At 64.5% G+C, this 20,762-nt stretch carries 19 protein-coding genes; 15 read left to right on the forward strand and 4 right to left on the reverse strand.

The window, feature by feature from the left end; translation table 11 throughout:
- The first annotated feature begins 1 nt into the window (after window position 1).
- The 12 genes from ACGTN6_RS01420 (at window position 2) to ACGTN6_RS01475 (ending at window position 12,915) form a co-directional block, all read left to right on the forward strand.
- A complete protein-coding gene (locus ACGTN6_RS01420; RefSeq protein WP_394589444.1) occupies window positions 2-1,981 on the forward strand; it encodes a type VI secretion system Vgr family protein in 1,980 nt (659 codons plus the stop codon).
- A 3-nt stretch (window positions 1,982-1,984) separates the two neighbouring features.
- Window positions 1,985-3,355 (forward strand): DUF4123 domain-containing protein, encoded by a 1,371-nt coding sequence (locus tag ACGTN6_RS01425; protein WP_394589445.1) that lies wholly within the window; start codon window positions 1,985-1,987, stop codon window positions 3,353-3,355.
- A complete protein-coding gene (locus ACGTN6_RS01430) occupies window positions 3,352-5,250 on the forward strand; it encodes a hypothetical protein (RefSeq protein WP_394589446.1) in 1,899 nt (632 codons plus the stop codon). Before ACGTN6_RS01425 ends, ACGTN6_RS01430 begins: the two co-directional genes overlap by 4 nt.
- Window positions 5,235-6,281, forward strand: coding sequence for a hypothetical protein (locus ACGTN6_RS01435; protein WP_394589447.1), 1,047 nt, complete (start codon window positions 5,235-5,237; stop codon window positions 6,279-6,281). The genes ACGTN6_RS01430 and ACGTN6_RS01435 overlap by 16 nt, the downstream gene beginning before the upstream one ends.
- Window positions 6,278-6,544 carry a PAAR domain-containing protein gene (locus ACGTN6_RS01440; RefSeq protein ID WP_183388953.1) on the forward strand — a complete coding sequence of 89 codons (267 nt, stop codon included), beginning with the start codon at window positions 6,278-6,280 and terminating at the stop codon, window positions 6,542-6,544. Before ACGTN6_RS01435 ends, ACGTN6_RS01440 begins: the two co-directional genes overlap by 4 nt.
- 144 nt (window positions 6,545-6,688) lie before the next feature.
- The gene (locus tag ACGTN6_RS01445; RefSeq protein ID WP_394589448.1) at window positions 6,689-8,050 is read left to right on the forward strand and encodes a DUF4123 domain-containing protein; all 1,362 of its coding nucleotides are present in this window, start codon (window positions 6,689-6,691) and stop codon (window positions 8,048-8,050) included.
- Window positions 8,047-9,963, forward strand: a complete 1,917-nt coding sequence (locus tag ACGTN6_RS01450) for a hypothetical protein (RefSeq protein ID WP_394589449.1) — start codon at window positions 8,047-8,049, stop codon at window positions 9,961-9,963. The genes ACGTN6_RS01445 and ACGTN6_RS01450 overlap by 4 nt, the downstream gene beginning before the upstream one ends.
- Window positions 9,950-10,888 carry a hypothetical protein gene (locus ACGTN6_RS01455; protein ID WP_246393009.1) on the forward strand — a complete coding sequence of 313 codons (939 nt, stop codon included), beginning with the start codon at window positions 9,950-9,952 and terminating at the stop codon, window positions 10,886-10,888. The genes ACGTN6_RS01450 and ACGTN6_RS01455 overlap by 14 nt, the downstream gene beginning before the upstream one ends.
- Window positions 10,885-11,151, forward strand: coding sequence for a PAAR domain-containing protein (locus ACGTN6_RS01460; protein WP_183388953.1), 267 nt, complete (start codon window positions 10,885-10,887; stop codon window positions 11,149-11,151). The genes ACGTN6_RS01455 and ACGTN6_RS01460 overlap by 4 nt, the downstream gene beginning before the upstream one ends.
- Before the next feature lie 33 nt (window positions 11,152-11,184).
- The gene (locus tag ACGTN6_RS01465) at window positions 11,185-12,228 is read left to right on the forward strand and encodes a hypothetical protein (protein WP_394589450.1); all 1,044 of its coding nucleotides are present in this window, start codon (window positions 11,185-11,187) and stop codon (window positions 12,226-12,228) included.
- Window positions 12,225-12,419 carry a PAAR domain-containing protein gene (locus ACGTN6_RS01470; RefSeq protein WP_394589451.1) on the forward strand — a complete coding sequence of 65 codons (195 nt, stop codon included), beginning with the start codon at window positions 12,225-12,227 and terminating at the stop codon, window positions 12,417-12,419. The genes ACGTN6_RS01465 and ACGTN6_RS01470 overlap by 4 nt, the downstream gene beginning before the upstream one ends.
- Window positions 12,420-12,525: 106 nt before the next feature.
- Window positions 12,526-12,915 carry a hypothetical protein gene (locus ACGTN6_RS01475; RefSeq protein ID WP_394589452.1) on the forward strand — a complete coding sequence of 130 codons (390 nt, stop codon included), beginning with the start codon at window positions 12,526-12,528 and terminating at the stop codon, window positions 12,913-12,915.
- Between the two features lie 113 nt (window positions 12,916-13,028).
- Here the strand turns inward: ACGTN6_RS01475 and asd are convergent, their stop codons facing one another.
- From asd to rsgA, 3 genes are all read right to left on the reverse strand, one after another.
- Window positions 13,029-13,865 (reverse strand): archaetidylserine decarboxylase, encoded by an 837-nt coding sequence (asd, locus tag ACGTN6_RS01480; RefSeq protein WP_394589453.1) that lies wholly within the window; start codon window positions 13,863-13,865, stop codon window positions 13,029-13,031.
- A gap of 277 nt (window positions 13,866-14,142) precedes the next feature.
- Window positions 14,143-14,973: a sulfurtransferase gene (locus tag ACGTN6_RS01485; protein ID WP_394589454.1), complete on the reverse strand. Its 831-nt coding sequence runs from the start codon at window positions 14,971-14,973 to the stop codon at window positions 14,143-14,145.
- Between the two features lie 74 nt (window positions 14,974-15,047).
- Window positions 15,048-16,082 (reverse strand): small ribosomal subunit biogenesis GTPase RsgA, encoded by a 1,035-nt coding sequence (gene rsgA, locus ACGTN6_RS01490; protein WP_394589455.1) that lies wholly within the window; start codon window positions 16,080-16,082, stop codon window positions 15,048-15,050.
- Window positions 16,083-16,166: 84 nt separating this feature from the next.
- Between rsgA and orn the strand changes: the two genes are divergently transcribed.
- Both orn and ACGTN6_RS01500 read left to right on the forward strand, forming a co-directional pair.
- Window positions 16,167-16,769, forward strand: coding sequence for an oligoribonuclease (gene orn, locus ACGTN6_RS01495; RefSeq protein ID WP_394589456.1), 603 nt, complete (start codon window positions 16,167-16,169; stop codon window positions 16,767-16,769).
- An 83-nt stretch (window positions 16,770-16,852) separates the two neighbouring features.
- Window positions 16,853-17,884 carry a CNNM domain-containing protein gene (locus ACGTN6_RS01500; RefSeq protein WP_394589457.1) on the forward strand — a complete coding sequence of 344 codons (1,032 nt, stop codon included), beginning with the start codon at window positions 16,853-16,855 and terminating at the stop codon, window positions 17,882-17,884.
- A gap of 138 nt (window positions 17,885-18,022) precedes the next feature.
- On the opposite strand, the gene queG is transcribed toward ACGTN6_RS01500, so the two are convergent.
- Window positions 18,023-19,126, reverse strand: a complete 1,104-nt coding sequence (queG, locus tag ACGTN6_RS01505; RefSeq protein ID WP_394589458.1) for a tRNA epoxyqueuosine(34) reductase QueG — start codon at window positions 19,124-19,126, stop codon at window positions 18,023-18,025.
- Window positions 19,127-19,240: 114 nt separating this feature from the next.
- Between queG and ACGTN6_RS01510 the strand changes: the two genes are divergently transcribed.
- Complete coding sequence (locus ACGTN6_RS01510) at window positions 19,241-20,761, forward strand: NAD(P)H-hydrate dehydratase (protein ID WP_394589459.1); 1,521 nt, start codon at window positions 19,241-19,243, stop codon at window positions 20,759-20,761.
- The last annotated feature ends 1 nt before the right edge of the window (window position 20,762 follow it).

Raw genomic sequence — 20,762 nt, forward strand, 5'->3', positions numbered from 1 at the left:
CATGGCCGACCGTAGCGGACTGCAGTTCACCCTGAGCCTCGCCGGGGCCGGCGAGGCGGCGCTTTCGGTGATCGACTTCACCTTCGATGAGGCGCTCTCTTCGCCCTTCCACCTGCGGGTGCGCTTCGCCAGCCGCGCCGGCGACCTCTCGCCGGAGGCGCTGCTCGACCGGCCGGCGAGCCTGACCGTGTGGCAGCACGGCGTGGCCCAGCGCCGGGTCCACGGCATCGTCGCCGAGTTCGGCCGCGGCGACCGCGGCCATCGTCGCAGCTTTTACGATGTGGTCATCCGCCCGTCGCTGTGGCGCCTCTCGCTGCGCCAGAACTCGCGGATCTTTCAGCGCGTCTCGCCGCTGACCATCCTCAACACGCTGTGCGACGAGCGCGGCCTGACCGACGTGGCCTTCGCGGTGACCCGCGAGCCCGCCGAACGCGAGTACTGCGTGCAGTATCGTGAAACCGACCTGGCCTTCATCGAACGCCTGGCCGCCGAGGAGGGGCTGTTCTACTTCCATGAATTCGAGGATTCCGACCTCGGCGCCCATCGGCTGGTGTTCGCCGACGACCCTCAGGTGCTCACCGGGCTCGGCGAGCGCACCTACCACCATCGCGCCGGCGGCACGCCGCCCCAGCGCCACCTGCGGCGGCTGACACAGACCGCCCGGGTGCGCCCGGCCCGCGCCCAGCTCAAGGACTATTCGTTCAAGCGCCCGGCCTATGCGCAACTGCACGAGCGCCAGGGCGACGGACTGGAGCAGCACAGCCAGCGGGAAGACTACGAGCACTACGACTATCCGGGGCGCTACAAGGCCGATGCCTCGGGCCAGGCCTTCACCCGCCACCGCCTCGAGCACCTGCGCCACGACGCCCTGACGCTGGGCGGCGAAAGCGACCTGCCGGAGCTGGCCCCTGGCACGCGCTTCAGCCTGGCCGACCACGACGTCGGCGAGTTCAACCGCGGCTGGCAGGTCGTCAAGGTGGTCCATAAGGGCGAGCAGCCCCAGGCGCTGGAGGAAGACAGCGTCGTCCAGGGCGATGGGGCCGGCATGACCCGCTACCACAACAGCCTGACGCTGACCCCGGACGACGCCACCTGGCGCCCGGAACCCGAGCCCAGGCCGCGGGTCGACGGCCCCCAGGTGGCCTTCGTGGTGGGCCCCGAAGGCGAGGAGATCTACTGCGACGCGCACGGCCGGGTCAAGGTGCAGTTCCCCTGGGACCGCTACGCGCCAGGGGACGAGACCAGCAGCGCCTGGCTGCGCGTCAGCCAGGGCTGGGCCGGCGGCGGCTACGGCTTCCAGGCCATCCCCCGGATCGGCCACGAGGTGATCGTCTCCTTCCTGGAGGGCGACCCCGACCAGCCGCTGATCACCGGACGCACCTACCACGCGGTCAACACGCCGCCGTACCCGCTGCCCGAGCACAAGACGCGTACCACCTTCAAGACGCAGACCCATCAGGGGGACGGATTCAACGAGCTTTGCTTCGAGGACAAGTCGGACGCCGAGTTCATTTACCTGCACGCCCAGCGAAATCTCGAGCTCCAGGTCAACAACTCGCGCCAGAAGCGAGTGGAATTCGATGACAGTGCGTCCATCGGCAACAACTCCTATCTGGCCGTGGCCAAGGACCGCGTCGAGACCATCGAGGGCAAGCGGGATGTGACCGTCGTCTCCGACCTGACCGAGAAGGTGGAAGGCAACCACGGCCAGACGGTCGGCGGCGACAGCCAGGCACGGATCGGCGGTGATCTTACCCTCAAGGCCGACGGCGAGATCGTGCTCGATGCCAGCAAGATCACCCTGGTCTCCGGAGGCACGGCGCTGGTGGTCGCCAACGGCAGCGTCGACGTCACACCGGCGCTGAACGTCGGCTCGGCGTCTCCCGGGGCCGCCGCCACGCCCGCCATCCCGGCGGTGCTGGAAGCCGCCGCCGGCGAAGGCGCGCCGTTCGTGTCACACTGCCCGGCCGAAGAGGAATGACTCATGGCAGAGCGTGATCTGTGGGTCGGTCGCTGCCATGTGAAGGCCCGCTATCCCGAAGCCCGCCAATGGTCGGCGGCGGTCGACGAGGCCGTGCTGGTCGCCGTGGTGACGGCAAGCGACGCCGCGACCGGGCAGGCACTGGTGGCGCAGCGGCTCGAGGAAGCCGGGCTCGACCTGCTGACGTTCGAACACGTGCAGACCCTGCTGCAGCGCTTCCGCGAGCAGGGCATGTCACAGCCCCTGGTGGACCTCGCCGACCGCACGTCCACCGCCTCACCCGTGGCCTTCGGCGAGATGCTGCCGATCCTGCTCGAGCCTCCTGCGGCGCCAGCGCCGCAGGAGGCAGCACCGCCCCCGGCGCCGACCTACACCGAGATCGGCTGGGACGATCTGTTTGGCGCCACTCAGCCCCCGCTGTGGGCCGTCATCGATGGCGTGAACTGCCGCGAGGTCATGGCACGGCTCGCCGAGACCGATGTGCAAAGCGCCTGCCTCTACGCCTCGACGGATGCCGACACCCGCGCCATGGCCCCCTGGCTGGTGCGCCTGGAGCCCGACAGCGAACTGGTCAGCTGGCTCAAGGGCCTGCCCCAGGACCAGCACTGGGGCATCCTGCTGCAGTCCACGGCCACCCTGAAGCAGCTGCGTACCCACCTGCGCAAGTTCACCATGCTCTGGACCCCGGCCAACGACCAGGCGCCGGTCTACTTTCGCTTCTACGATCCGCGGGTGGCGCTGGAACTTCCCCAGGTGCTGCCGGAGTGGAAAAGTGCCCAGTGGCTGGCGTTGATCGACACGTTGACGCTACCGATATCCCCGTCGATGACATGGCCGGACGACCTGTCACTGGTGCCCGGTGTGACCTTTGCCAGCGAACGGGATATCTGTCAGGGCCGCCTGATTCAGATCGCCCTGCCGCATCGCCAGGGGGCTGATGCCGCACCGTCGCGTCGATTTGCCATCACTCGGCCGGAATTCGATGACTTCAGTCGCCTGCAGCGCGTCAGGGCTCAGCGTGGCCTGGCACGCAATGTCCTGGAAGAGTTCACCGAAACCTCTCCCGATGAGGTGCTGGCGGCCGTCGATGCGGCCCAGCGGCTGGGCCAGCGGCATGGGATGACCTCGAAGAAGCAGGTGACGACCCTGACCAAGTGCCTGATGGAGTTCGGCGACGACTTTCCACGGGATTATCCGGAGGCAGGGCGGTTGCTCACTGATGGCTCCTCCCTGGCCTGGCAACGCCGCAATCACCTTGAGGCCTGGCGCCCGCGAGGCCGATTGCAGCGAGACTTTCTGGCGCGTCAGCCAATATCCGACAACGAGCTCGAGGCCTGGCCATCGACGCATCATGAGCCAGGGAGGCCAGCATGAGTTACAGCCCCACAGCAGATGATCTCTTGTACATTCTGGAAAGCGACGGAGAACGCTTTTCGGCGTCCGCCCGCCGCCAATTGGAGAGCGAAATTCACAAGGCGCTGCAACGCCGCCAGGATAATGCCGCCAGCGGTCTGGAGGCCCCGGTCATGCGTGCCTGGGCGGATCGCTGGGTCGCGCTGGGTGGTAACGGCGGCCAGCCGCTCACCGAAAGCCCGCTTCCGCCGGCCCCCGGAGACGGCGAGATCTTCGATCCGGACTTCGCCGCGGCTTGCGTGGAGTGCAGGCCCAACGAGCCCTGCTGTCTCGTGTCTGGCAGTGTGACCGACAGCACGGACGACACCCGCAAGATCACCTGGCCGCTCGCCGATATCGAGGTGGATGGGGAGTGCCGCAAGGCGACGACGCTACTGGTGGTGGCCAAGGAGGTCGAGGGGCGCCACCTGTCGGCCAAGGTGAAGGCCGAGTGGGACCAGCCGACCTGCCAGGTCGGGCATACCGATCGTCCCTCTCTGATCACCAGCGGCCTGACCGAGGGACAGCAGCGGCTGGATACCACGCCGAGCGAGGTAGCGCTGGGCTACCCGCAGTTTCTCAACATGAGCATGGCGCTGAGAAATTACGTGCCCGAGAACGTGCTCCAGGCCGTCTTCGCCATGGATGCGATTCTGGCTTTCAAGTCCACGTTGCAAGGGCGCGATGGCGCACATTTCACGCCCAACCAGTGCGTCACCGACGATGCCATGGGGCAGACCTTGCGGGTCGTTGCACTGCCCTATGCCAAACTGAGCGGCGAGCTGAAACTGGCCCTGCGGCTCGTTTTCAGCACGGCGGGTGTGAGCGCCAACGCTGAAGCCAAGGGAACGTTCGAAGGCCAGTTTGGCCCCTATCAGTTGAAGTCGGAACAGACGGCGCGGCATACGGCCAATACCGGCCAGGCGCTCGATGGCGATGGCGGCAGCCGCGCCCCGGGGCTGATTGGCACCATGGCCGACGTCATCGAGACCCTCGAGTTCTACTTGGGGAAGGGCAATACGCGGGAACAGCCCAGTCGGGATAGAACCCAGTACGCCAGCCGCATCGTGTTGAGCCAGTCTCTGACCTTCGCGCCCGAAGCCGTCGAATTGACGCCGGTCGAGAGCAGCCCCGACCTGCCGCTCGAGATCGGTGGCCTGACCTCGACCTTCAAGCTCGGGGTGACGGGCCGGCTTGACTTTATCGATGCCCTGGCGACGGCCTTCACCACCCAGATAGGCGCCGCCGCCATTCAGGAAGCCCGGGAAAAAATGGCATCGGGGCGGCATGTCAAGGCCACCTTGGAAGCTTATCTGGAACTGGGCGCGGAGGGCACCCTGACGCATGGCATAGCCAGCGGCGTCTCGCTTCGCCTGCCCGCCCATGGCGACCCTGACGTCGCCATTGAGGGGCTCGAGCAGGAGTTCGAAGGCGAGCTCAAGATCTCGGGCAAGGCAGAAATCGCCATCGAGATAGAAGCCAAGGTCTGGGTGATTACCGCCAAGGCCGGCGTCAGCGGCAGCCTGCATACGTCCTGGGCCTGGAAGGTGCGCCTGCAGGATGGCGAGCGTCAGCGGCGCCGGGACTTCGAGGGCGTCGTGGTGGCCTACAAAGCTCACGCAGAAGTTAGTGTTAGAAGCAAAGAGGGCAACGCCAATCAGACCGGTCCCAATATGGGAGGCGAAGCCAGTGATGAGCAGCAGTGGGAGGATCTCTTCGAGCGGGTCGATGAAGATATTGAGGCCTCCACAAAGAAATCCGAGGAGATACAAGATGATCGTGACGAAAGCGCCTCCGAGTCCGATACGGAAGACGATCCCGACGAGGAGGAGGTAACGATATGGAAAAAGAAAGAGGGTACATGGGAAACCTACTGAAGGGCCTGGTCGGCCTGTTATTTATCACCATGATCTGGCAGGAAAGGGCAATGGCAGAAGAGCGTACCAATTTCAAAATGCTTTACCACGCTTATGTGCATACACGTGGTGCGGCCTGGTCATTGCGGGTCAACGATATCTTCGTGCGCGATAATATCGATGTGCCCTATGCCGACTATTCGCCCAATATTGGCCTTCAGCTCCGCGAGGGGCGTAACACGCTTTCCCTTCTGTTTTCACCGGTGACCGGCCAGAATGATGAGACGGGGGAATATGAGTATGCGTTACACGATGGCGTCGAGATCGATATCGCCATCGGGCGTAACAAATGGACCGAGAATAAAAATGAGCGCCTGCATCTGCTGCGGCTGCGCTATAGCGAGGAAAAGGGCCGATTCGAGTCGCTGGACGAGACCGCGGGCGGCGAGCCCCGTCAGCTCAGTCAACCGCATATGAGAAGCAGCGGCGACTGGCGGCTCGGTGAATACCGCAACATCATCTTCGGTGGTGGCTGGACCCTCGATGGCTATCGCCTGGATATCCATTTCCGTCTGGACGATGCGATTCCCGCTCCCGACTGGCAGGGCCGGGCCGTCGAGCTGGAAGACACCCCGCAGCTGCGTCGCGAGCTGCGCGAGGCCTACCGCCGCATCTACGGGATGATCGAGCGCGGCGATGGCGAAGCCATCTTCCAGGAGCTCAAGCCAGTTTGGGAACGGACGGCCTATATGTTGACCACAGAACCCTCCGCTCGAGCTTGGAGAGAAAATTCTGAAAGAGGGCTGAACGATGAGTTTAGTGCGACCCCTTCGGATGGTTCTCATCTATTACCGGCCCCTTACTGGGAAGGAGGCCCCGAGAACGATCAGTTGGAGTTTATGGCTAATAACCGCCTGGTGCGGATTCGGCCCAATCCGATTGTGTGGGAAGAGCCGCCGGAAGGCAGCGGGAGCTTCATCGCCTTTCCGGTCGCCTTCTACCGCACCGAGGACGGTAAATGGCATGTCGGTGAAGTGGTCAACAACCTATGAAACCTATCGCACGCCAGGGCGACCTGCACCGCTGCCCGTGCAGCGGCCACGGGGTCACGCCGATCGTCTCTGGCTCGCCTCAGTCTCGCGTCGAGGGCCAGCCGGTGGCCCGGGTTGGCGACAAGACCGCTTGCGGTGCCACCATCATCGAGGGCTCGGGCAGTGCCACCACCGATGGCCAGCCCACCGCGTACCTCGGCTGCAAGACCGACCACGGCGGCGAGATCATTTCCGCCGCCAGTCAGGCCATGGTCGAGCCATGAGCTAAATCCCACCACGGCACAGGGAGGTGCCTCCCATGAAAATCTGGCCACGATGGCTGTATGGCCTCTGTCTCGCCCTGCTCTGGCAGGGCTTTCAAGCGCCCGCCATTTCTCTCACACTGCCCGGTCGAAGAGGAATGACTCATGGCAGAGCGTGATCTGTGGGTCGGTCGCTGCCATGTGAAGGCCCGCTATCCCGAAGCCCGCCAATGGTCGGCGGCGGTCGACGAGGCCGTGCTGGTCGCCGTGGTGACGGCAAGCGACGCCGCGACCGGGCAGGCACTGGTGGCACAGCGGCTCGAGGAAGCCGGGCTCGACCTGCTGACGTTCGAACACGTGCAGACCCTGCTGCAGCGCTTCCGCGAGCAGGGCATGTCACAGCCCTTGGTGGACCTCGCCGACCGCACGTCCACCGCCTCACCCGTGGCCTTCGGCGAGATGCTGCCGATCCTGCTCGAGCCGGAGGCGGCGCCAGCGCCGCAGGAGGCAGCACCGCCCCCGGCGCCGACCTACGCCGAGATCGGCTGGGACGATCTGTTCGGCGCCACTCAGCCCCCGCTGTGGGCCGTCATCGATGGCGTGAACTGCCGCGAGGTCATGGCACGGCTCGCCGAGACCGATGTGCAAAGCGCCTGCCTCTACGCCTCGACGGACGCCGACACCCGCGCCATGGCCCCCTGGCTGGTGCGCCTGGAGCCCGACAGCGAACTGGTCAGCTGGCTCAAGGGCCTGCCCCAGGACCAGCACTGGGGCATCCTGCTGCAGTCCACGGCCACCCTGAAGCAGCTGCGTACCCACCTGCGCAAGTTCACCATGCTCTGGACCCCGGCCAACGACCAGGCGCCGGTCTACTTCCGCTTCTACGATCCGCGGGTGGCGCTGGACATGAGCCAGGCGTTGGCGTGGTGGAAGCTGACCGCCCTGATGGCGCCCATGGACAGCCTGGTGATGAGCCTTTCGCCTTCGATGACCTTGCCGGCCGATCTGGAGCCGATGCCGGCGATTGGCCTGGATGCCGGCGCCGACGAGGTGCAGGGGCGGTTGTTGCGCGTCACGGCCAATGCAGACACGCCTGTCGGCAACGCCCCGGGTCGCCAGTTCGTAATTGGCGACAAGGAGTACCGGCGCTTCGGTGAGCTGGCCCAGGCTCGATCACGACAGGCGTTGGCCCGGTCGCTTGCCGAGCCTTATCCCCAATCCTCTGAGGACAGGCGGCGGCGCGTTGCCAAGGAGGCGGTTCAACTGGGACAGCGCTATCGACTGTCCTCCACCCGGCAGATCGAGACGCTGGCCAGGTGCGTGATGGAAGTGGGACCGGACTTCCCGCAGCGCCATCCGGAGGCCGGCCAGATACTCGACAACCCGCGCACCGCCGGCTGGCGAAAGCGTGAGCTGTTGGCGGCCTGGTTGCCCCGTGGCCGAGTCCGGCATGCGCTGATGAATGCCGAAGATGACGCGGCAAGCCTGGATAACTATCGGCCCATCACGGACGAGGAACGCTCATGAGCTATCAGCCGAGCCTTGAAGACATGGCGGTATTGGTGGAGCAACAGCCGGAGCATTTTTCCAGCCCGGTGCAGACCCTGCGCTCCCTTCGATCGGCACTGCAGCAGGGTGACAACGCGGTGGGTCAGGTCGTGCAGGAGAATACGGTACGTGCCCAATACGAGGATTACCTGAACCACGGCGGCCAGCCGCTCACGGAAAGTCCGATCACGACCACACCGGAACCCGACGCTCCCACGCACGATAGCGAGTTCGGTGGCGGCTGTGTCGTGTGCGCATCACTGACGCCTTGCATTAAGAAAGTCGAGTTTGTGTGTCATGGTGGAGATAACCACCGTGTCACTCTGCAAGGAGGAAATGAGCTTGAGGATACAGACTGCCAGATCTTTTTCGTGGCGCATCAGTTTGTGACAGGTGAGGGGACGTTAGAGGATTTTCTGGAGGGAACGCAGCTCAAGGACGAGGGCCAGGTAGCGATTACGCTCGACAACTGCTCACACGGAGAGCACCGAGTGTACTGGACCGACGAAATCGACGGCACTGTGCTCAGCCCAGGAACGACCACGACCGTTGACTTTACGCTGATGACTGAGCCAGTTTCGCCCATCACCATTCCGCCCATGGGGGTGATACCACCGGAAGCGGGGCTCGCCGTTAAAGCAGCCACCATGCTGCTGGGTATCATCATGAATCGCACCGCCATGATAAGCGAGCAGCGCTTCCGTATCAGTCATGATGGCACCAATGATTTCTGCTTTACCTCGGTGACGTTGCCGCAACTCAAATTCGATGGTCTGGTGACGGTGGCGCCGCCCAGCGTGGATACACGCCCCGTGGGAAAACGCGAAGGTCGCGCTCTGGCTGCCCAACAGAACATGGGGCCGCGGGTCAGACAGGTCACGGCGCGGGAGGGCTGGGGGATCCATGCGGGACTTACCGTCGTATGTGGTGCACACAATGAAGAGCTAAAAGTGGGGACAAGCCCCAGTGACACCATAACCTATGATACCGGCCCCTCGCTTCATCAAGCGCGAAACCAACGGCAACAGCAGAGCATGATTGGGCGATTCATCGGCACCTTGAGCGATGCATCGCAGCGTATCGCGCAAAATATCAGTGCGACAGAAAGTGATGGCAGTAAGCTGTTCAGCTTCTATAGCCACGGGCCAGAGTTGATGTTCGGTGCCACGACCGAACAGGCCGAAGAAGAAGGCACCCCCGGGGCCATCTGGAAGATCACACCTGGACTTTCCATCGCCTATGAATGTGGCATCAGGCTGGATATCTATGAAGCCCTCAAGAGGGTGTTAGAGGCGCTGCCCTTGACGACCCCCGCGGGTGCTGCCGGACGGTCCCTGCTTGCTTTTCTGGAAGATGCCGAATCGGGCCGTGATTTGTTGGTAATAGAATATGGTTTTACTCCCTCGTTTTTTATGGAAGTGGGGCTGGGTATTGGCCCATCGCCCACGGAAGATACGCTCGGAAGCCATATGCTACGAGCCGATTACAGTGTGAAGAAAAAATGCTTTGAGAATGAAGCAGGACAGATCAGCATCAAGTTGGGTGCTGTTGTCGGTGGCGGAATGATGGGCTATTTTGATAGCCTTTTTACCGAAAAAACCGTCTTCAAGTATAGCGTGGAAGTGGCTACCAGTGGCAGCATCGATATTACTATTCAGGATGGGCAATGGGGTTACCAGCTTTCCCATGCCGGCGCTATGCTTCGCGTGCAAGGCTATAAAAAAGCGGATGTAGAGTCTAGTGAGGACGAGTCGGCTAGTGGTGGTAATACAAGGCGTCGCAGCGCCCAAGTAATTGAGACCGCCGATGGTAGTCGTTGGCAAGAAGATGGCAGCACCCACTCCTACCGCTTGGCCGAATCCTGGGAAGGAGAGTTTCATGCATTTACATAACGAAGGTTTACGGCGCCGTATGAGATCGCTGACTGCATTTATTTTATCGCTTATACTCAGTATGGGGGCACAGGCAATGGCACAGAGTGAAGAGTATCAGTTTGGCGTTCGGTGGAGTGTTAACGGCTTGCCATCATCTCTATACATGCATGGTATTATGCTCGATTTTGCCGGAACTCCAAGTAATTTTGATCGTCGTCAGCCGGTTAGTGAGTATATCAAAAGTGGTAAGAATTTTATTGATTTAAATACTTTTCCATATGAGTACGATTCCGAGCACGAAGTGCGAATTTCACTATTGTACTGGGAGCCGGGACAAAATCCCAACACCGACGCCAGTACCGCCTTTGAAGTCGTGATGAGGCCTGGAGTGGAAGGTGCTGATCCCGAGATCGTCTCGAGAGCCTTAGTCGCTCCCTTGCAGCCACGGGAAAGTGAGATACGATTTGTCAGGAAAGAAGACTTTGATACGTTACATATATCCTTTGATAACCGCCAGCCGATGCCCACCTGGTGTTGGGAAGAGGGTGACATGCTGCGTGACAACGAGGCAACTCGCGATAGCCTCACTCGCGAATACCGCCGCCTTCACTCGCTGTTTGCCGAGGGCAACAACGATGCGTTGTTGGCGGCCGCGTCGACAAGAACCAAGGAACTCGCCCTGGCCTCGGGTACCCCGGAAGACTATGTGAGACACCGCTTCAGCTACAACATGTTTTTCGACAATCCTGATATCTATCAATTAAATGATTTTCCGAAAGAGCCATTAACCCTGAATTTGGCGGCAGATAATCGAGTAGCTTGGCTGACAACGGAGGGGGTTCAGGTCCCTCTCAGGTTTAATCATGTGCACGAAAAGGGCGTTTCAAGCAAGGTGAGGCCTTACTTCATCCGCCGCAACGGTCAGTGGGAAATCTGCCGATGAAACCCATCGCACGCCAGGGCGACCTGCACCGCTGCCCATGCAGCGGCCACGGCGTCACGCCGATTGTCTCGGGCTCGCCCCAGTCTCGCGTCGAGGGTCAGCCGGTGGCTCGGGTGGGCGACAAGACCGCCTGCGGCGCCACCATCATCGAGGGCTCGGGCAGTGCCACCACCGATGGCCAGCCCACCGCGTACCTCGGCTGCAAGACCGACCACGGCGGCGAGATCATTTCCGCCGCCAGTCAGGCCATGGTCGAGCCGTGAGCTAAATCCCACCACGGCACAGGGAGGTGCCCCATGACAATCTGGCCACGATGGCTGTATGGCCTCTGCTTCGCCCTGCTCTGGCAGGGCTTTCAAGCCCCTGCCATGGCGGATAATGCGGAAAACCTATATTTCGCTCATGTCCACACTCAGGGATCGGCCTGGTCATTGCGGGTCAATGATATCTTCGTGCGCGATAATATCGATGTGCCCTATGCCGACTATTCGCCCAGCATTGGCATGGAGGTCCGCGAGGGGCGCAACACGCTATCCCTCCTGTTTTCACCGATTACTGGCCAGAACGATGAGACGGGGGAGTATGAGTACTCGTTACACGATGGCGTCGAGATCGATATCGCCATCGGGCGCAATAACTGGAAGGGGAATACCAGCGAGCGCCTGCATCTTTTGCGTCTGCGTTATAACGAGGACAGTGGCCGGTTCGAGTCGCTGGACGAGACCGCGGGCGGCGAGCCTCGTCAGCTCAGTCAAGCCCATATGAGAAGCAGCGGCGACTGGCAGCTGAGTGAGTACGATAGCAACATCATCTTCAGTGGTGGGCAAACTCTTAGTGGTTACCGTTTGGATATTGACTTCCGTCTGGATGATCCTGTACCACCGCTACACTGGAAGGGGCAGGCCGTCGAGCTGGAAGACAGCCCGCAGCTGCGGCGCGAGCTGCGTGAGGCTTATCGTCGCTTCCATACTCTGATCAAGCGCGGTGAGACTGAAACTATTTTCCAAGAAGTTAAGCCAGTTTGGGACCGAGTGGCCTATATGCTCACAACTGAGGAAAATGGGCGAAGCTTTATCGAAAATTCCAGCCAAGGACTAGCACGCTTCAGCCAGACTCGCCCGGATGGGGCGGAGCTGCTGCCAGCCCCCTACTGGGAGGGCGCTCCTGAAGAGGACAAGGTGGAGTTTATGGCTAATAACCGCTTGGTGCGTATTCGACCCAATCCGATCGTGTGGGAACATCCGCCGGAAGGCAGTGAAAACTTCGCCAGCTTTCCCGTCGCCTTCTACCGCACCCAGGACGGTAAATGGCACGTTGGCGATGTGTTAACCAATCTATGAAACCTATCGCACGCCAGGGCGACCTGCACCGCTGCCCGTGTAGCGGCCACGGCGTCACGCCGATCGTCTCGGGCTCGCCCCAGTCTCGCGTCGAGGGGCAGCCGGTGGCCCGCGTCGGCGACAAGACCGCCTGCGGTGCCACCATCATCGAGGGCTCGGGCAGTGCCTCCACCATTGCCGGGTCTAGGTAGAGGCAACGCTGCTCTCGGCTTGATGAGAGCTGACGCTACGATCTGCACGATGGACGCCGCAAGGCCGTTACAATGGGGCCATCATTCATCGTCTGGAAAGCGCATCATGAAAGATTCGGGTATCAAGGTCGCCACCTATGTCTGCCCGGCATGCAAGGAACGGGTCGGCCTGCGGCATCGCCATGCGCTGCGCCTGCTGCGACACGAGACGGCCGAGTGCCCCAAGTGCGGGGCGAATGATCTCATGGCGGGGGCGTCGCGCGAGGCGCTGTCCCGTCATCTTCGCCAGATGGAGGAGGCAGCGAAGAAGTATTCTCGTATCGTGCTGGTGACGGTTCCAATCATCCTGGCCACCCTGGCGCTGCACTTCTTCGGCAAGATCCCGACGCCGGTCTTTGGGGCGATCTTCATCGTCGCCATGGGCGTTCAGCTCATCGGCAAGCCGAAGAAGGCCGTGCGCTCGCCGGTCGAGATCGAACTGGAGCGCTCGAGCTGAGCCACTGGTGATCGTGACGTAACGTGATCGGCCGGTAACGACAGGGCCCACTCACTCGAGTGGGCCCTGTCGTTGCTGGCTCGATGGTGAAGCCGAGAGCCGGGCGGTGTGTTTCAGCTGAACTCGCCGAGCCGCTGGCCCATCCTGACCGTCTGCTCCTCGTCCAGGCCGTCGAAGTTCACCGGCTCGGCGAAGGTCATCACCACGGTGGAGCCGAGCTTGAAGCGGCCCATCTCCTCGCCTTTCTCGAGATGCACCGGGGTGTCGAAGCGGATGCGCTGCACGCCGCCGCGGGGCAGGGGCGTGATCTGCCCCGCCCACACCGTCTCGATGGCGGCGACGATCATGGCGCCGACCAGCACCAGCGCCATGGGGCCGTGCTCGGTGTCGAAGTGGCACACCAGCCGCTCGTTGCGGGCGAAGAGGTTGGGCACGTGGTGGGTGGTGGCGGCGTTGACCGAGAACAGCCGGCCCGGTACGTAGACCATCTCCCGGAGCGTGCCGCCCACCGGCATGTGTACGCGGTGGTAGTCGCTGGGTGAGAGATAGACGGTGGCGAAGCTGCCGTCGCGGTAGCGCCCGGCGGCCTCCAGGTCGCCGCCCAGCAGGTCGGCGGCGGTGAAGTCGTGGCCCTTGGCCTGGACCAGCCGGCCGTGATCGAGGCATCCGAACTGCGACAGGGTGCCGTCGGCCGGCGAGACCAGCCCTTCGCCGATGGGCCGGGCGCCGTCCTTCAGCGGCCGGGTGAAGAACGCGTTGAAGCTCGGATAGGCGCTCGGGTCCGGCTCATGGGCCTCGCCCATGTCGACCTTGAACTGGCGGATAAAGGCGCGAATGGCGAGGTCCTTGACCCAGGACACCCGGCAGTCGGCCAGCCGGCCGATCAGCCGCGAGAGCAGGTGGTGGGGCAGGGGATACTGGAGCAGGGCGAACAGCTTGGCTGGGGTCACGAGGGGGCGTTCCAGTTATGCGGTGAATTGGAGTTCGGTGAGATTGACTGGGCAGGTGATGTGGCCGGCTAGCTTGAAGCCGGAAGAGCGGCGCTTCGCGCCTGGAAGCTGGAAGAAAACCCAGCCGGGCTTCGCCCGGAGTTGGAAGAACGCCCGCTTCGCGGGCTGAAGCTGGAAGCTTGAAAAAACCGTTACCTCATGATGTCGGGGTTCATGCTGCCTTCCAGCTTCCAGCTTCCAGCTTCCAGCTTCCAGCTTCCAGCTTCCAGCTTCCAGCTTATTTCTCGACCGGCGTGTCGTCGCGGTTGCCCCATTCCTTCCAGGAGCCGGCGTAGGCGCGCATCTTCTCGAAGCCCAGCGCCTTGCCCACCAGCCAGGTGAAGCCGCTGCGGTGATGGGTCTGGCAGTGGGTGACCACTTCCATGTCCGGCGTCAGGCCCAGCGCCTCGAGTTCGGTGACCAGCTCGGCGTAGTCGCGGATGCGCAGGTCGCGCTCCTTGTCCATGGCATCGGTCCAGTCCAGGTTCACCGCGCCGGGGATGTGGCCGAGCCTTTTGTTGTCGCCTTTCTCGCCGTCGTATTCGGCGCGGGTGCGGGCGTCCCAGATCGCGAAGCCCTTCTCGCCCAGGCGCTCGGCCAGTTCGATGCGGTCGATGGCCACTTCGGGGTGGAGCATCTCGGCCTGGTAGTCGCTGGGCGTCGGCGCGCTCGATTCGGTGGATTCCGGTAGTCCGGCGGCGCGCCAGGCGTGGATGCCGCCGTTGAGGTAGGAGTAGCGGGTGTGGCCGATCAGTTCCAGGGTCCACAGCAGCCGGCCGGCCCAGCCGCCGCCCTCGTCGTCGTAGGCCACCACATGGGTGTCGCGGGTCAGCCCCAGCGACGAGAACAGCGCCGACAGCGCTTCCTCGTCCGGCACCTCGTTGGGCACTTCGCCGGTGCCGCGCAGCAGCCGCTTGTGGTCCAGCAGGACCGCGCCGGGCACGTGGCCCTGCTCATGGCTCTCGGCCTTGAGCGGCACGTCGATGATCAGCAGCGAAGGGGCATCCAACTGCTCGGCGAGCTGTTCGGGCTCGACGATCAGCGGCAGCAGGTTGGCTTCTGAACTCATGGGGCTCTCCTTGATCTTCCCGGGCTGACGCGCGCCGGCCGGCATCGTTCCGGCTCGGGTATGTCGTCTTTATCTCAAGTCTCGTCGAGACTGTCGACGATGCGCCGATAGCTGGCAAAACGGTCGGCGTGGATCTCGCCGCTCTCGACGGCGGCCAGCAGGGCGCAGCCCGGCTCCTGGCGGTGACGGCAGTCGCGGAAGCGGCAGCGTCCGAGCAGGTCGCGAAACTCGATGAAACCCTCGGCGACCTGGACTTCGTCCAGGTGGATCAGGCCGAACTCGCGGATGCCGGGGGAATCGATCAGCTCGCCGGCCTCGGCGTCGCCCCGGTCGCTCGGCGCAAAGCGGTAGAGCCGGGCGGTGGTGGTGGTGTGGCGGCCCTTGCGGGAGTCTTCCGACAGCGCGCCGATGCGCAGGTCCTCGTCAGGCAGCAGGCGGTCGATGAGTGAGGACTTACCCACGCCGCTCTGGCCGACGAACACCGAGGTGCGGTCGGCCAGACGCTGGTGGAGCGCGTCCAGCCCGCCGTCGCGGGCGGTGCTGGTGGTCACCACCGGGTAGTCCAGCGCCGCGTAGCGATCCAGCAGCGCGCGAAGCTCGCCGCCGTTCTCGGGCAGCAGGTCGACCTTGTTGAGCACCAGTACCGGGGCGATGCCGGTGGCCTCGGCCGCCACCAGGTAGCGGTCGATGAGGTTGGCGTGGGGCTCGGGCTCCACGGCGAAGACGATCAGGATCTGGTCGATGTTGGCGGCCACCGGCTTGAGCTGGCCCCGGGCGTCGGGGCGTTCGAGCACGCTTCCCCGCTCGCCGCGGGCCACCACCACGCCGCTGCCGTCCTGGCCGGCGCGCCAGATCACGCGGTCGCCGGTGACCAGGCCTTCCAGATTGGCACGCAGGTGGCAGCGCACCGGAGTCGAGTCGCCCTCGGGGCGCACGTCCAGGGTGCGGCCGAAGTGAGCGATCACTCGCCCGGGTTGTTCGGGGCCGTACTCGCCGGCGGCCAGCTTCTCGGCATCCTGCTCGCCGCGCTTCTCGGCACGCTTGGCGCGTTCGGCCTGGATCTTTTCGACGCGCCAGCGCTGCTGGCGGCTCAACTTGCGCTTGTTCATGGTGGCCCGAAGGTCGGTACAATGGCCGCATTGTACTCATCAACGGGGCCGGCTGTCGCCGGCCGCTCGACCAAGGATCCTCCCATGGCCGCAAACCAAGACGCCCAGGACTCTCAAGACCCCCGTACCCAGCGCCTGGTATGGATCGACCTGGAAATGACCGGGCTCGATCCGAACCGCGAACGCATCATCGAGGTGGCGACCCTGGTCACCGATGCCGATCTCAACGTGGTCGCCGAGGGGCCGGTGATCGCCGTGCATCAGCCCGACACCCTGCTCGAGGCGATGGACGACTGGAACCAGAAGACTCACGGCGCTTCTGGTCTGGTCGCACGGGTGAAGGCCAGCACCGTCGACACCGCCAAGGCCGAGCGCGAGACGCTGGCGTTTTTGAACGAGCACGTGGCGCCGGGCAGCTCGCCGATGTGCGGCAACAGCATCCACCAGGATCGCCGCTTTCTCGAGCGCGAGATGCCCGAGCTGCTGGCCTTCTTCCATTACCGTAACCTCGACGTCTCGACCCTCAAGGAGCTGGCCAAGCGCTGGAATCCCGGCGCTCTGGTCGGCTTCAGCAAGCGCAACGTCCACCTGGCCATGGATGACATCAAGGAATCGATCGCCGAACTGGCGCACTACCGCCAGACCTTCCTGCGCCTCGAGGACGAGCAGGACGACGAAGAAGAGTGAGAAGGATGGTTGTCGCGGCTTATCTCATGATGGATGATTCGGAAGCCGCCCGGCGGCTTCCCTGAGTAACCCTTCGAGGCTCCATGATCCTACTGGCCGCGTTTGCCATCCTCTCCATCGGCGTGTCCTTCCTCTGTTCGCTGCTCGAGGCCTCGCTGTTGTCCATGACGCCCAGCTACGTGGCACAGCTGCGCGAGACGCGGCCCGAACTCCATGCCCGCTTGGCCCGCCTCAAGCAGGACATCGACCGGCCCCTGGCGGCCATCCTGACCCTCAACACCATCGCCCACACGGTGGGCGCCACCGGCGTCGGTGCCCAGGTCACCGTGGTCTTCGGCGAGGCCTGGCTGGGGATTGCCTCGGCGGTGATGACGCTGCTGATCCTGTTTGTCTCCGAGATCATTCCCAAGACCATCGGGGCGACCTACTGGCGGCAGCTGGCGCCCAGCATGGTGGTGGTGCTGAGGGCGATGATCTGGTCGATGAAGCCGCTGATCTGGCTGTCGGAAGCCATTACTCGTCGCATTGGCAAGCATGGCCAGGACACGGACATGCGCGGCGAGATCAAGGCCCTGGCGCAGATCGGGCTGGAGGAAGAGGCCCTGGATGCCGACGAGGTCAGGGTCATCACCAACATCATCAACCTGCATGACATTCCGGTGAAGGATGTCATGACGCCTCGCACCGTGTCGGTGACCGTCAAGCCCCAGATCACCGTCGGCGAATTCGACGAGGCGTTCGGTACGACGCCCTTCACGCGTTTCCCGGTGATGGACGGGGGCGAGCAGGCGCTGGGCTACGTGCACAAGGCCGATACCTACCACGCCGAGGAGGGCACGGAGCTCAAGACGTTGATGCATCCGGTCCAGACGGTCCTGGTGGACGACAGCGTGGAGCATGTCTTTGCCATGATGGTGCGCGATCGCCAGCATCTCTGCGTGGTGTACGACGACCTGGGTACCTGGGTGGGGCTGATGACGCTGGAGGATGTCATCGAGGCGATCCTGGGCCAAGACATCGTCGACGAGACCGATAACGTCGCCAACCTGCGCAAGTACGCCCGCCAGCGCTGGACCAAGACGCTGAAGAAGGCCGGTGTTTCCCCCGAGGCCTAGCGCTGGTGATAAGCCGTAAGCTGGAAGTGCGGCGCTTCGCTCGGGAGCTGGAAGAACGCCTGCTTCGCAGGCTTAAGCGGGAAGCTTGAAGAAAAACCTGGACCCCATGAAGTCGGGGTTCATGCTGCCTTCCAGCTTTTAGCTGGCGGCGATGACCCGCTGGCGCTTCTCCTTCTGGCGCGCCAGCGCCCAGCGCACGTGTTCGCGGACCAGGTCCGAGGGATACGCCAGCCGGGCGCGCAGCGCGGCTTCCACCGTCTCGCTCCAGGGGGCGTTGCCGAGACCCACCGCCAGGTTGCGCAGCCAGCGCTCGTAGCCGATCCGGCGGATCGGGCTGCCGGCGGTCTTGTCCAGGAACTCCTCCTCGCCCCAGGCGAACAGCGCGACCAGGTCGGCGCGGTCCAGGTCGTGGCGTGGTGCGAAGTCCGGCTCCCGGCTGGCCCGGGTGAAGCGAGTGAAGGGGCATACCAGCTGGCAGTCGTCGCAGCCGAACACCCGGTTGCCCATGGCGGTGCGGAATTCCTCGGGAATGGCGCCGTGCAGCTCGATGGTCAGGTAGGAGATGCAGCGCCGCGCGTCGACTACCTTGTCCTCGACGATGGCATCGGTGGGGCAGGCGCTGCGGCAGGCGCTGCAGCTGCCGCAGTGCTCCGCCTCGAAGGGCGCGTCCACCGGCAGCGGCAGGTCGGTGTAGAGCTCGCCGAGGAAGAACAGTGAGCCGGCCTTGGGGTTGAGCAGCATGGCGTTCTTGCCGAACCAGCCGAGGCCGGCCTTGCGCGCCAGGGCGCGCTCCATCACCGGGGCGGAGTCGACGAAGGCGCGGTAGCCGAAGGGGCCGATCTCGGCCTGGATCTGCTTGGCCAGCGTGGCCAGGCGCTTGCGCATCAGCTTGTGGTAGTCGCGGCCGGTGGCGTAGCGGGACACGTAGGCCTTCGCCGGGCGAGCCAGCATCCTGGTCGTCTCCACCTCGGGGGGCAGGTAGTCCAGGCGCACGCTGATCACCCGCGCCGTGCCGGGCACTAGCTCCTCGGGGCGGGTGCGCTTGGTGCCGTGCTTGGCCATGAAGCCCATCTCGCCGTGGTGGCCGGCGTCGAGCCAGCGCTGCAGACGGGCCTCGTCCTCGGTCAGGTCGACGTCGGTGATGCCTACCTGCTGGAAGCCGAGTTCGCGACCCCAAGTCTTGATCAGCGCGGCCAGTTGATCGAGGTCGGGGGCGTCGCCCTGGGGAGACGGCTGGGTCATGATCGAGGAAACACCGTTCGGGAAGGAGCCGCAACGCTTGGCGTTCGGCGGTATACAGGACACACTTCGTTGTAACGCAACATGGTAAAGCATCGCCTTCGAGGGAGACAGGGAATGACGGGATCGCCCCGGTCGTCGGGCCGTGCGCTGTATCGCGCCGAGCAGGTCCGCGAGCTGGATCGACGCACCATCGCCGCCGGTATTGCGGGCTTCGCGCTGATGCAGCGCGCCGCCGCGGCGGCCTGGCAGGAGTTGCGCACTGCATGGCCCGAGGCACGCTCGCTCAGCGTGCTGTGCGGCGGCGGCAACAATGGCGGCGACGGCCATGTGCTGGCGGCGCTGGCCGCCGCCGAGGGCTGGGTGGTGCAGCGGGTGGCGCTCAAGCCCGTCGAAGACCTCTCGGGGGATGCCCGCCTGGCCGCCGACATGGCGAGCGCGGCCGGCGTCGGCCTGGAGACCTGGCGGCCCGGGCTCGCGCTCGAGGGCGAGGTGATGGTGGATGCGCTGCTCGGCACCGGGCTCTCCGGCGAGGTGCGCGGCGCCTTCCGCGAGGCCATCGCCGCGATCAACGCAAGCGACCGGCCGGTGCTGGCCATCGACATTCCCTCCGGCGTCCACGCCGATACCGGCGCGGAGCTCGGCGTGGCGGTGCGGGCTAGCCGCACGATCACCTTCATCGGCGACAAGCTGGGGCTGCACACCGGCCGCGCCCCGGCGCTGGCCGGCCGGGTGGTCTTCCGTGACCTGACTGCCCCGGGATCGGATGCCCCTGCAACAGTAACGGTCGACATGACACCGGCGGCCTGGCTGCTTCATCGCGATATGATTGCCGCGGCGCTGCCGCCAAGGCCGCGGGACGCCCACAAGGGAAATTCCGGCCATGCCCTGGTGCTCGGCGGGGCGCCGGGGTTCGGCGGAGCCGCGCTGCTGGCCGCCGAACACGCTGCGCGGCTTGGCGCTGGCAAGGTCAGCCTGGCCACCGCGCCGGCGCATGTCACCGCCTGCCTGGTGCGTCGCCCCGAGGTGATGGTGCATGGCGTGCGCGGCGCCGGGGATCTCGGCGAGCTGCCTGCCCGGGCCGATGTACTCGTCGTCGGCCCCGGGCTGGGGCAGGGCAGTTGGGGCCAGGCGGTGCTGCAGGCGGCCCTCGAGGCCGGCCGGCCGCTGGTGGTCGACGCCGACGGCCTGAATCTGCTGGCCAATCGCTTCACCGGCCTGTGGCGCGACGACTGGCTGCTGACGCCGCATCCCGGTGAGGCGGGACGCCTGCTGGGCACCAGCGCCGCCGACGTGGAGGTCGACCGCCCGGCGGCGGCCGCCGAGTTGCAGCGCCGCTATGGCGGCACGGTGATCCTCAAGGGCGCCGGCAGCCTGGTGGCGGGTCCCTCGGGCCTGGCGGCTTGCCCCTATGGCAACCCGGGCATGGCCAGCGGCGGCATGGGCGATGCGCTATCCGGCATCCTCGGCGCGCTGTTGGCCCTGGGGCTATCCTTGGAGACCGCCGCCCGGGTTGGCGTCATGGTGCATGCGCTGGCCGCCGACATGGCCGCTGCGGCGGGCGGTGAGCGTGGCCTGCTGGCCGGCGATCTGGCATCCTGTGCGCGAATTCTGGTCAACCCGACGATGGGCGAATGAC

It is taken from the genome of Halomonas sp. B23F22_20 (assembly GCF_043496985.1).
In the GTDB taxonomy this organism is placed as follows: Bacteria; Pseudomonadota; Gammaproteobacteria; order Pseudomonadales; family Halomonadaceae; genus Halomonas.

What these genes read in the sequence shown, in the direction of transcription:
- ACGTN6_RS01475 (WP_394589452.1), top strand. Translation starts at nt 12,526, where the DNA reads ATGAAAGATTCGGGTATCAAGGTCGCCACCTATGTCTGCCCGGCATGC.
- ACGTN6_RS01445 (WP_394589448.1), top strand. Translation starts at nt 6,689, where the DNA reads ATGGCAGAGCGTGATCTGTGGGTCGGTCGCTGCCATGTGAAGGCCCGC.
- orn (WP_394589456.1), top strand. Translation starts at nt 16,167, where the DNA reads ATGGCCGCAAACCAAGACGCCCAGGACTCTCAAGACCCCCGTACCCAG.
- ACGTN6_RS01485 (WP_394589454.1), bottom strand. Translation starts at nt 14,973, where the DNA reads ATGAGTTCAGAAGCCAACCTGCTGCCGCTGATCGTCGAGCCCGAACAG.
- ACGTN6_RS01430 (WP_394589446.1), top strand. Translation starts at nt 3,352, where the DNA reads ATGAGTTACAGCCCCACAGCAGATGATCTCTTGTACATTCTGGAAAGC.
- ACGTN6_RS01435 (WP_394589447.1), top strand. Translation starts at nt 5,235, where the DNA reads ATGGGAAACCTACTGAAGGGCCTGGTCGGCCTGTTATTTATCACCATG.
- ACGTN6_RS01470 (WP_394589451.1), top strand. Translation starts at nt 12,225, where the DNA reads ATGAAACCTATCGCACGCCAGGGCGACCTGCACCGCTGCCCGTGTAGC.
- ACGTN6_RS01420 (WP_394589444.1), top strand. Translation starts at nt 2, where the DNA reads ATGGCCGACCGTAGCGGACTGCAGTTCACCCTGAGCCTCGCCGGGGCC.
- ACGTN6_RS01450 (WP_394589449.1), top strand. Translation starts at nt 8,047, where the DNA reads ATGAGCTATCAGCCGAGCCTTGAAGACATGGCGGTATTGGTGGAGCAA.
- ACGTN6_RS01425 (WP_394589445.1), top strand. Translation starts at nt 1,985, where the DNA reads ATGGCAGAGCGTGATCTGTGGGTCGGTCGCTGCCATGTGAAGGCCCGC.
- ACGTN6_RS01510 (WP_394589459.1), top strand. Translation starts at nt 19,241, where the DNA reads ATGACGGGATCGCCCCGGTCGTCGGGCCGTGCGCTGTATCGCGCCGAG.
- rsgA (WP_394589455.1), bottom strand. Translation starts at nt 16,082, where the DNA reads ATGAACAAGCGCAAGTTGAGCCGCCAGCAGCGCTGGCGCGTCGAAAAG.
- ACGTN6_RS01440 (WP_183388953.1), top strand. Translation starts at nt 6,278, where the DNA reads ATGAAACCTATCGCACGCCAGGGCGACCTGCACCGCTGCCCGTGCAGC.
- ACGTN6_RS01465 (WP_394589450.1), top strand. Translation starts at nt 11,185, where the DNA reads ATGACAATCTGGCCACGATGGCTGTATGGCCTCTGCTTCGCCCTGCTC.
- queG (WP_394589458.1), bottom strand. Translation starts at nt 19,126, where the DNA reads ATGACCCAGCCGTCTCCCCAGGGCGACGCCCCCGACCTCGATCAACTG.
- ACGTN6_RS01455 (WP_246393009.1), top strand. Translation starts at nt 9,950, where the DNA reads ATGCATTTACATAACGAAGGTTTACGGCGCCGTATGAGATCGCTGACT.
- ACGTN6_RS01500 (WP_394589457.1), top strand. Translation starts at nt 16,853, where the DNA reads ATGATCCTACTGGCCGCGTTTGCCATCCTCTCCATCGGCGTGTCCTTC.
- ACGTN6_RS01460 (WP_183388953.1), top strand. Translation starts at nt 10,885, where the DNA reads ATGAAACCCATCGCACGCCAGGGCGACCTGCACCGCTGCCCATGCAGC.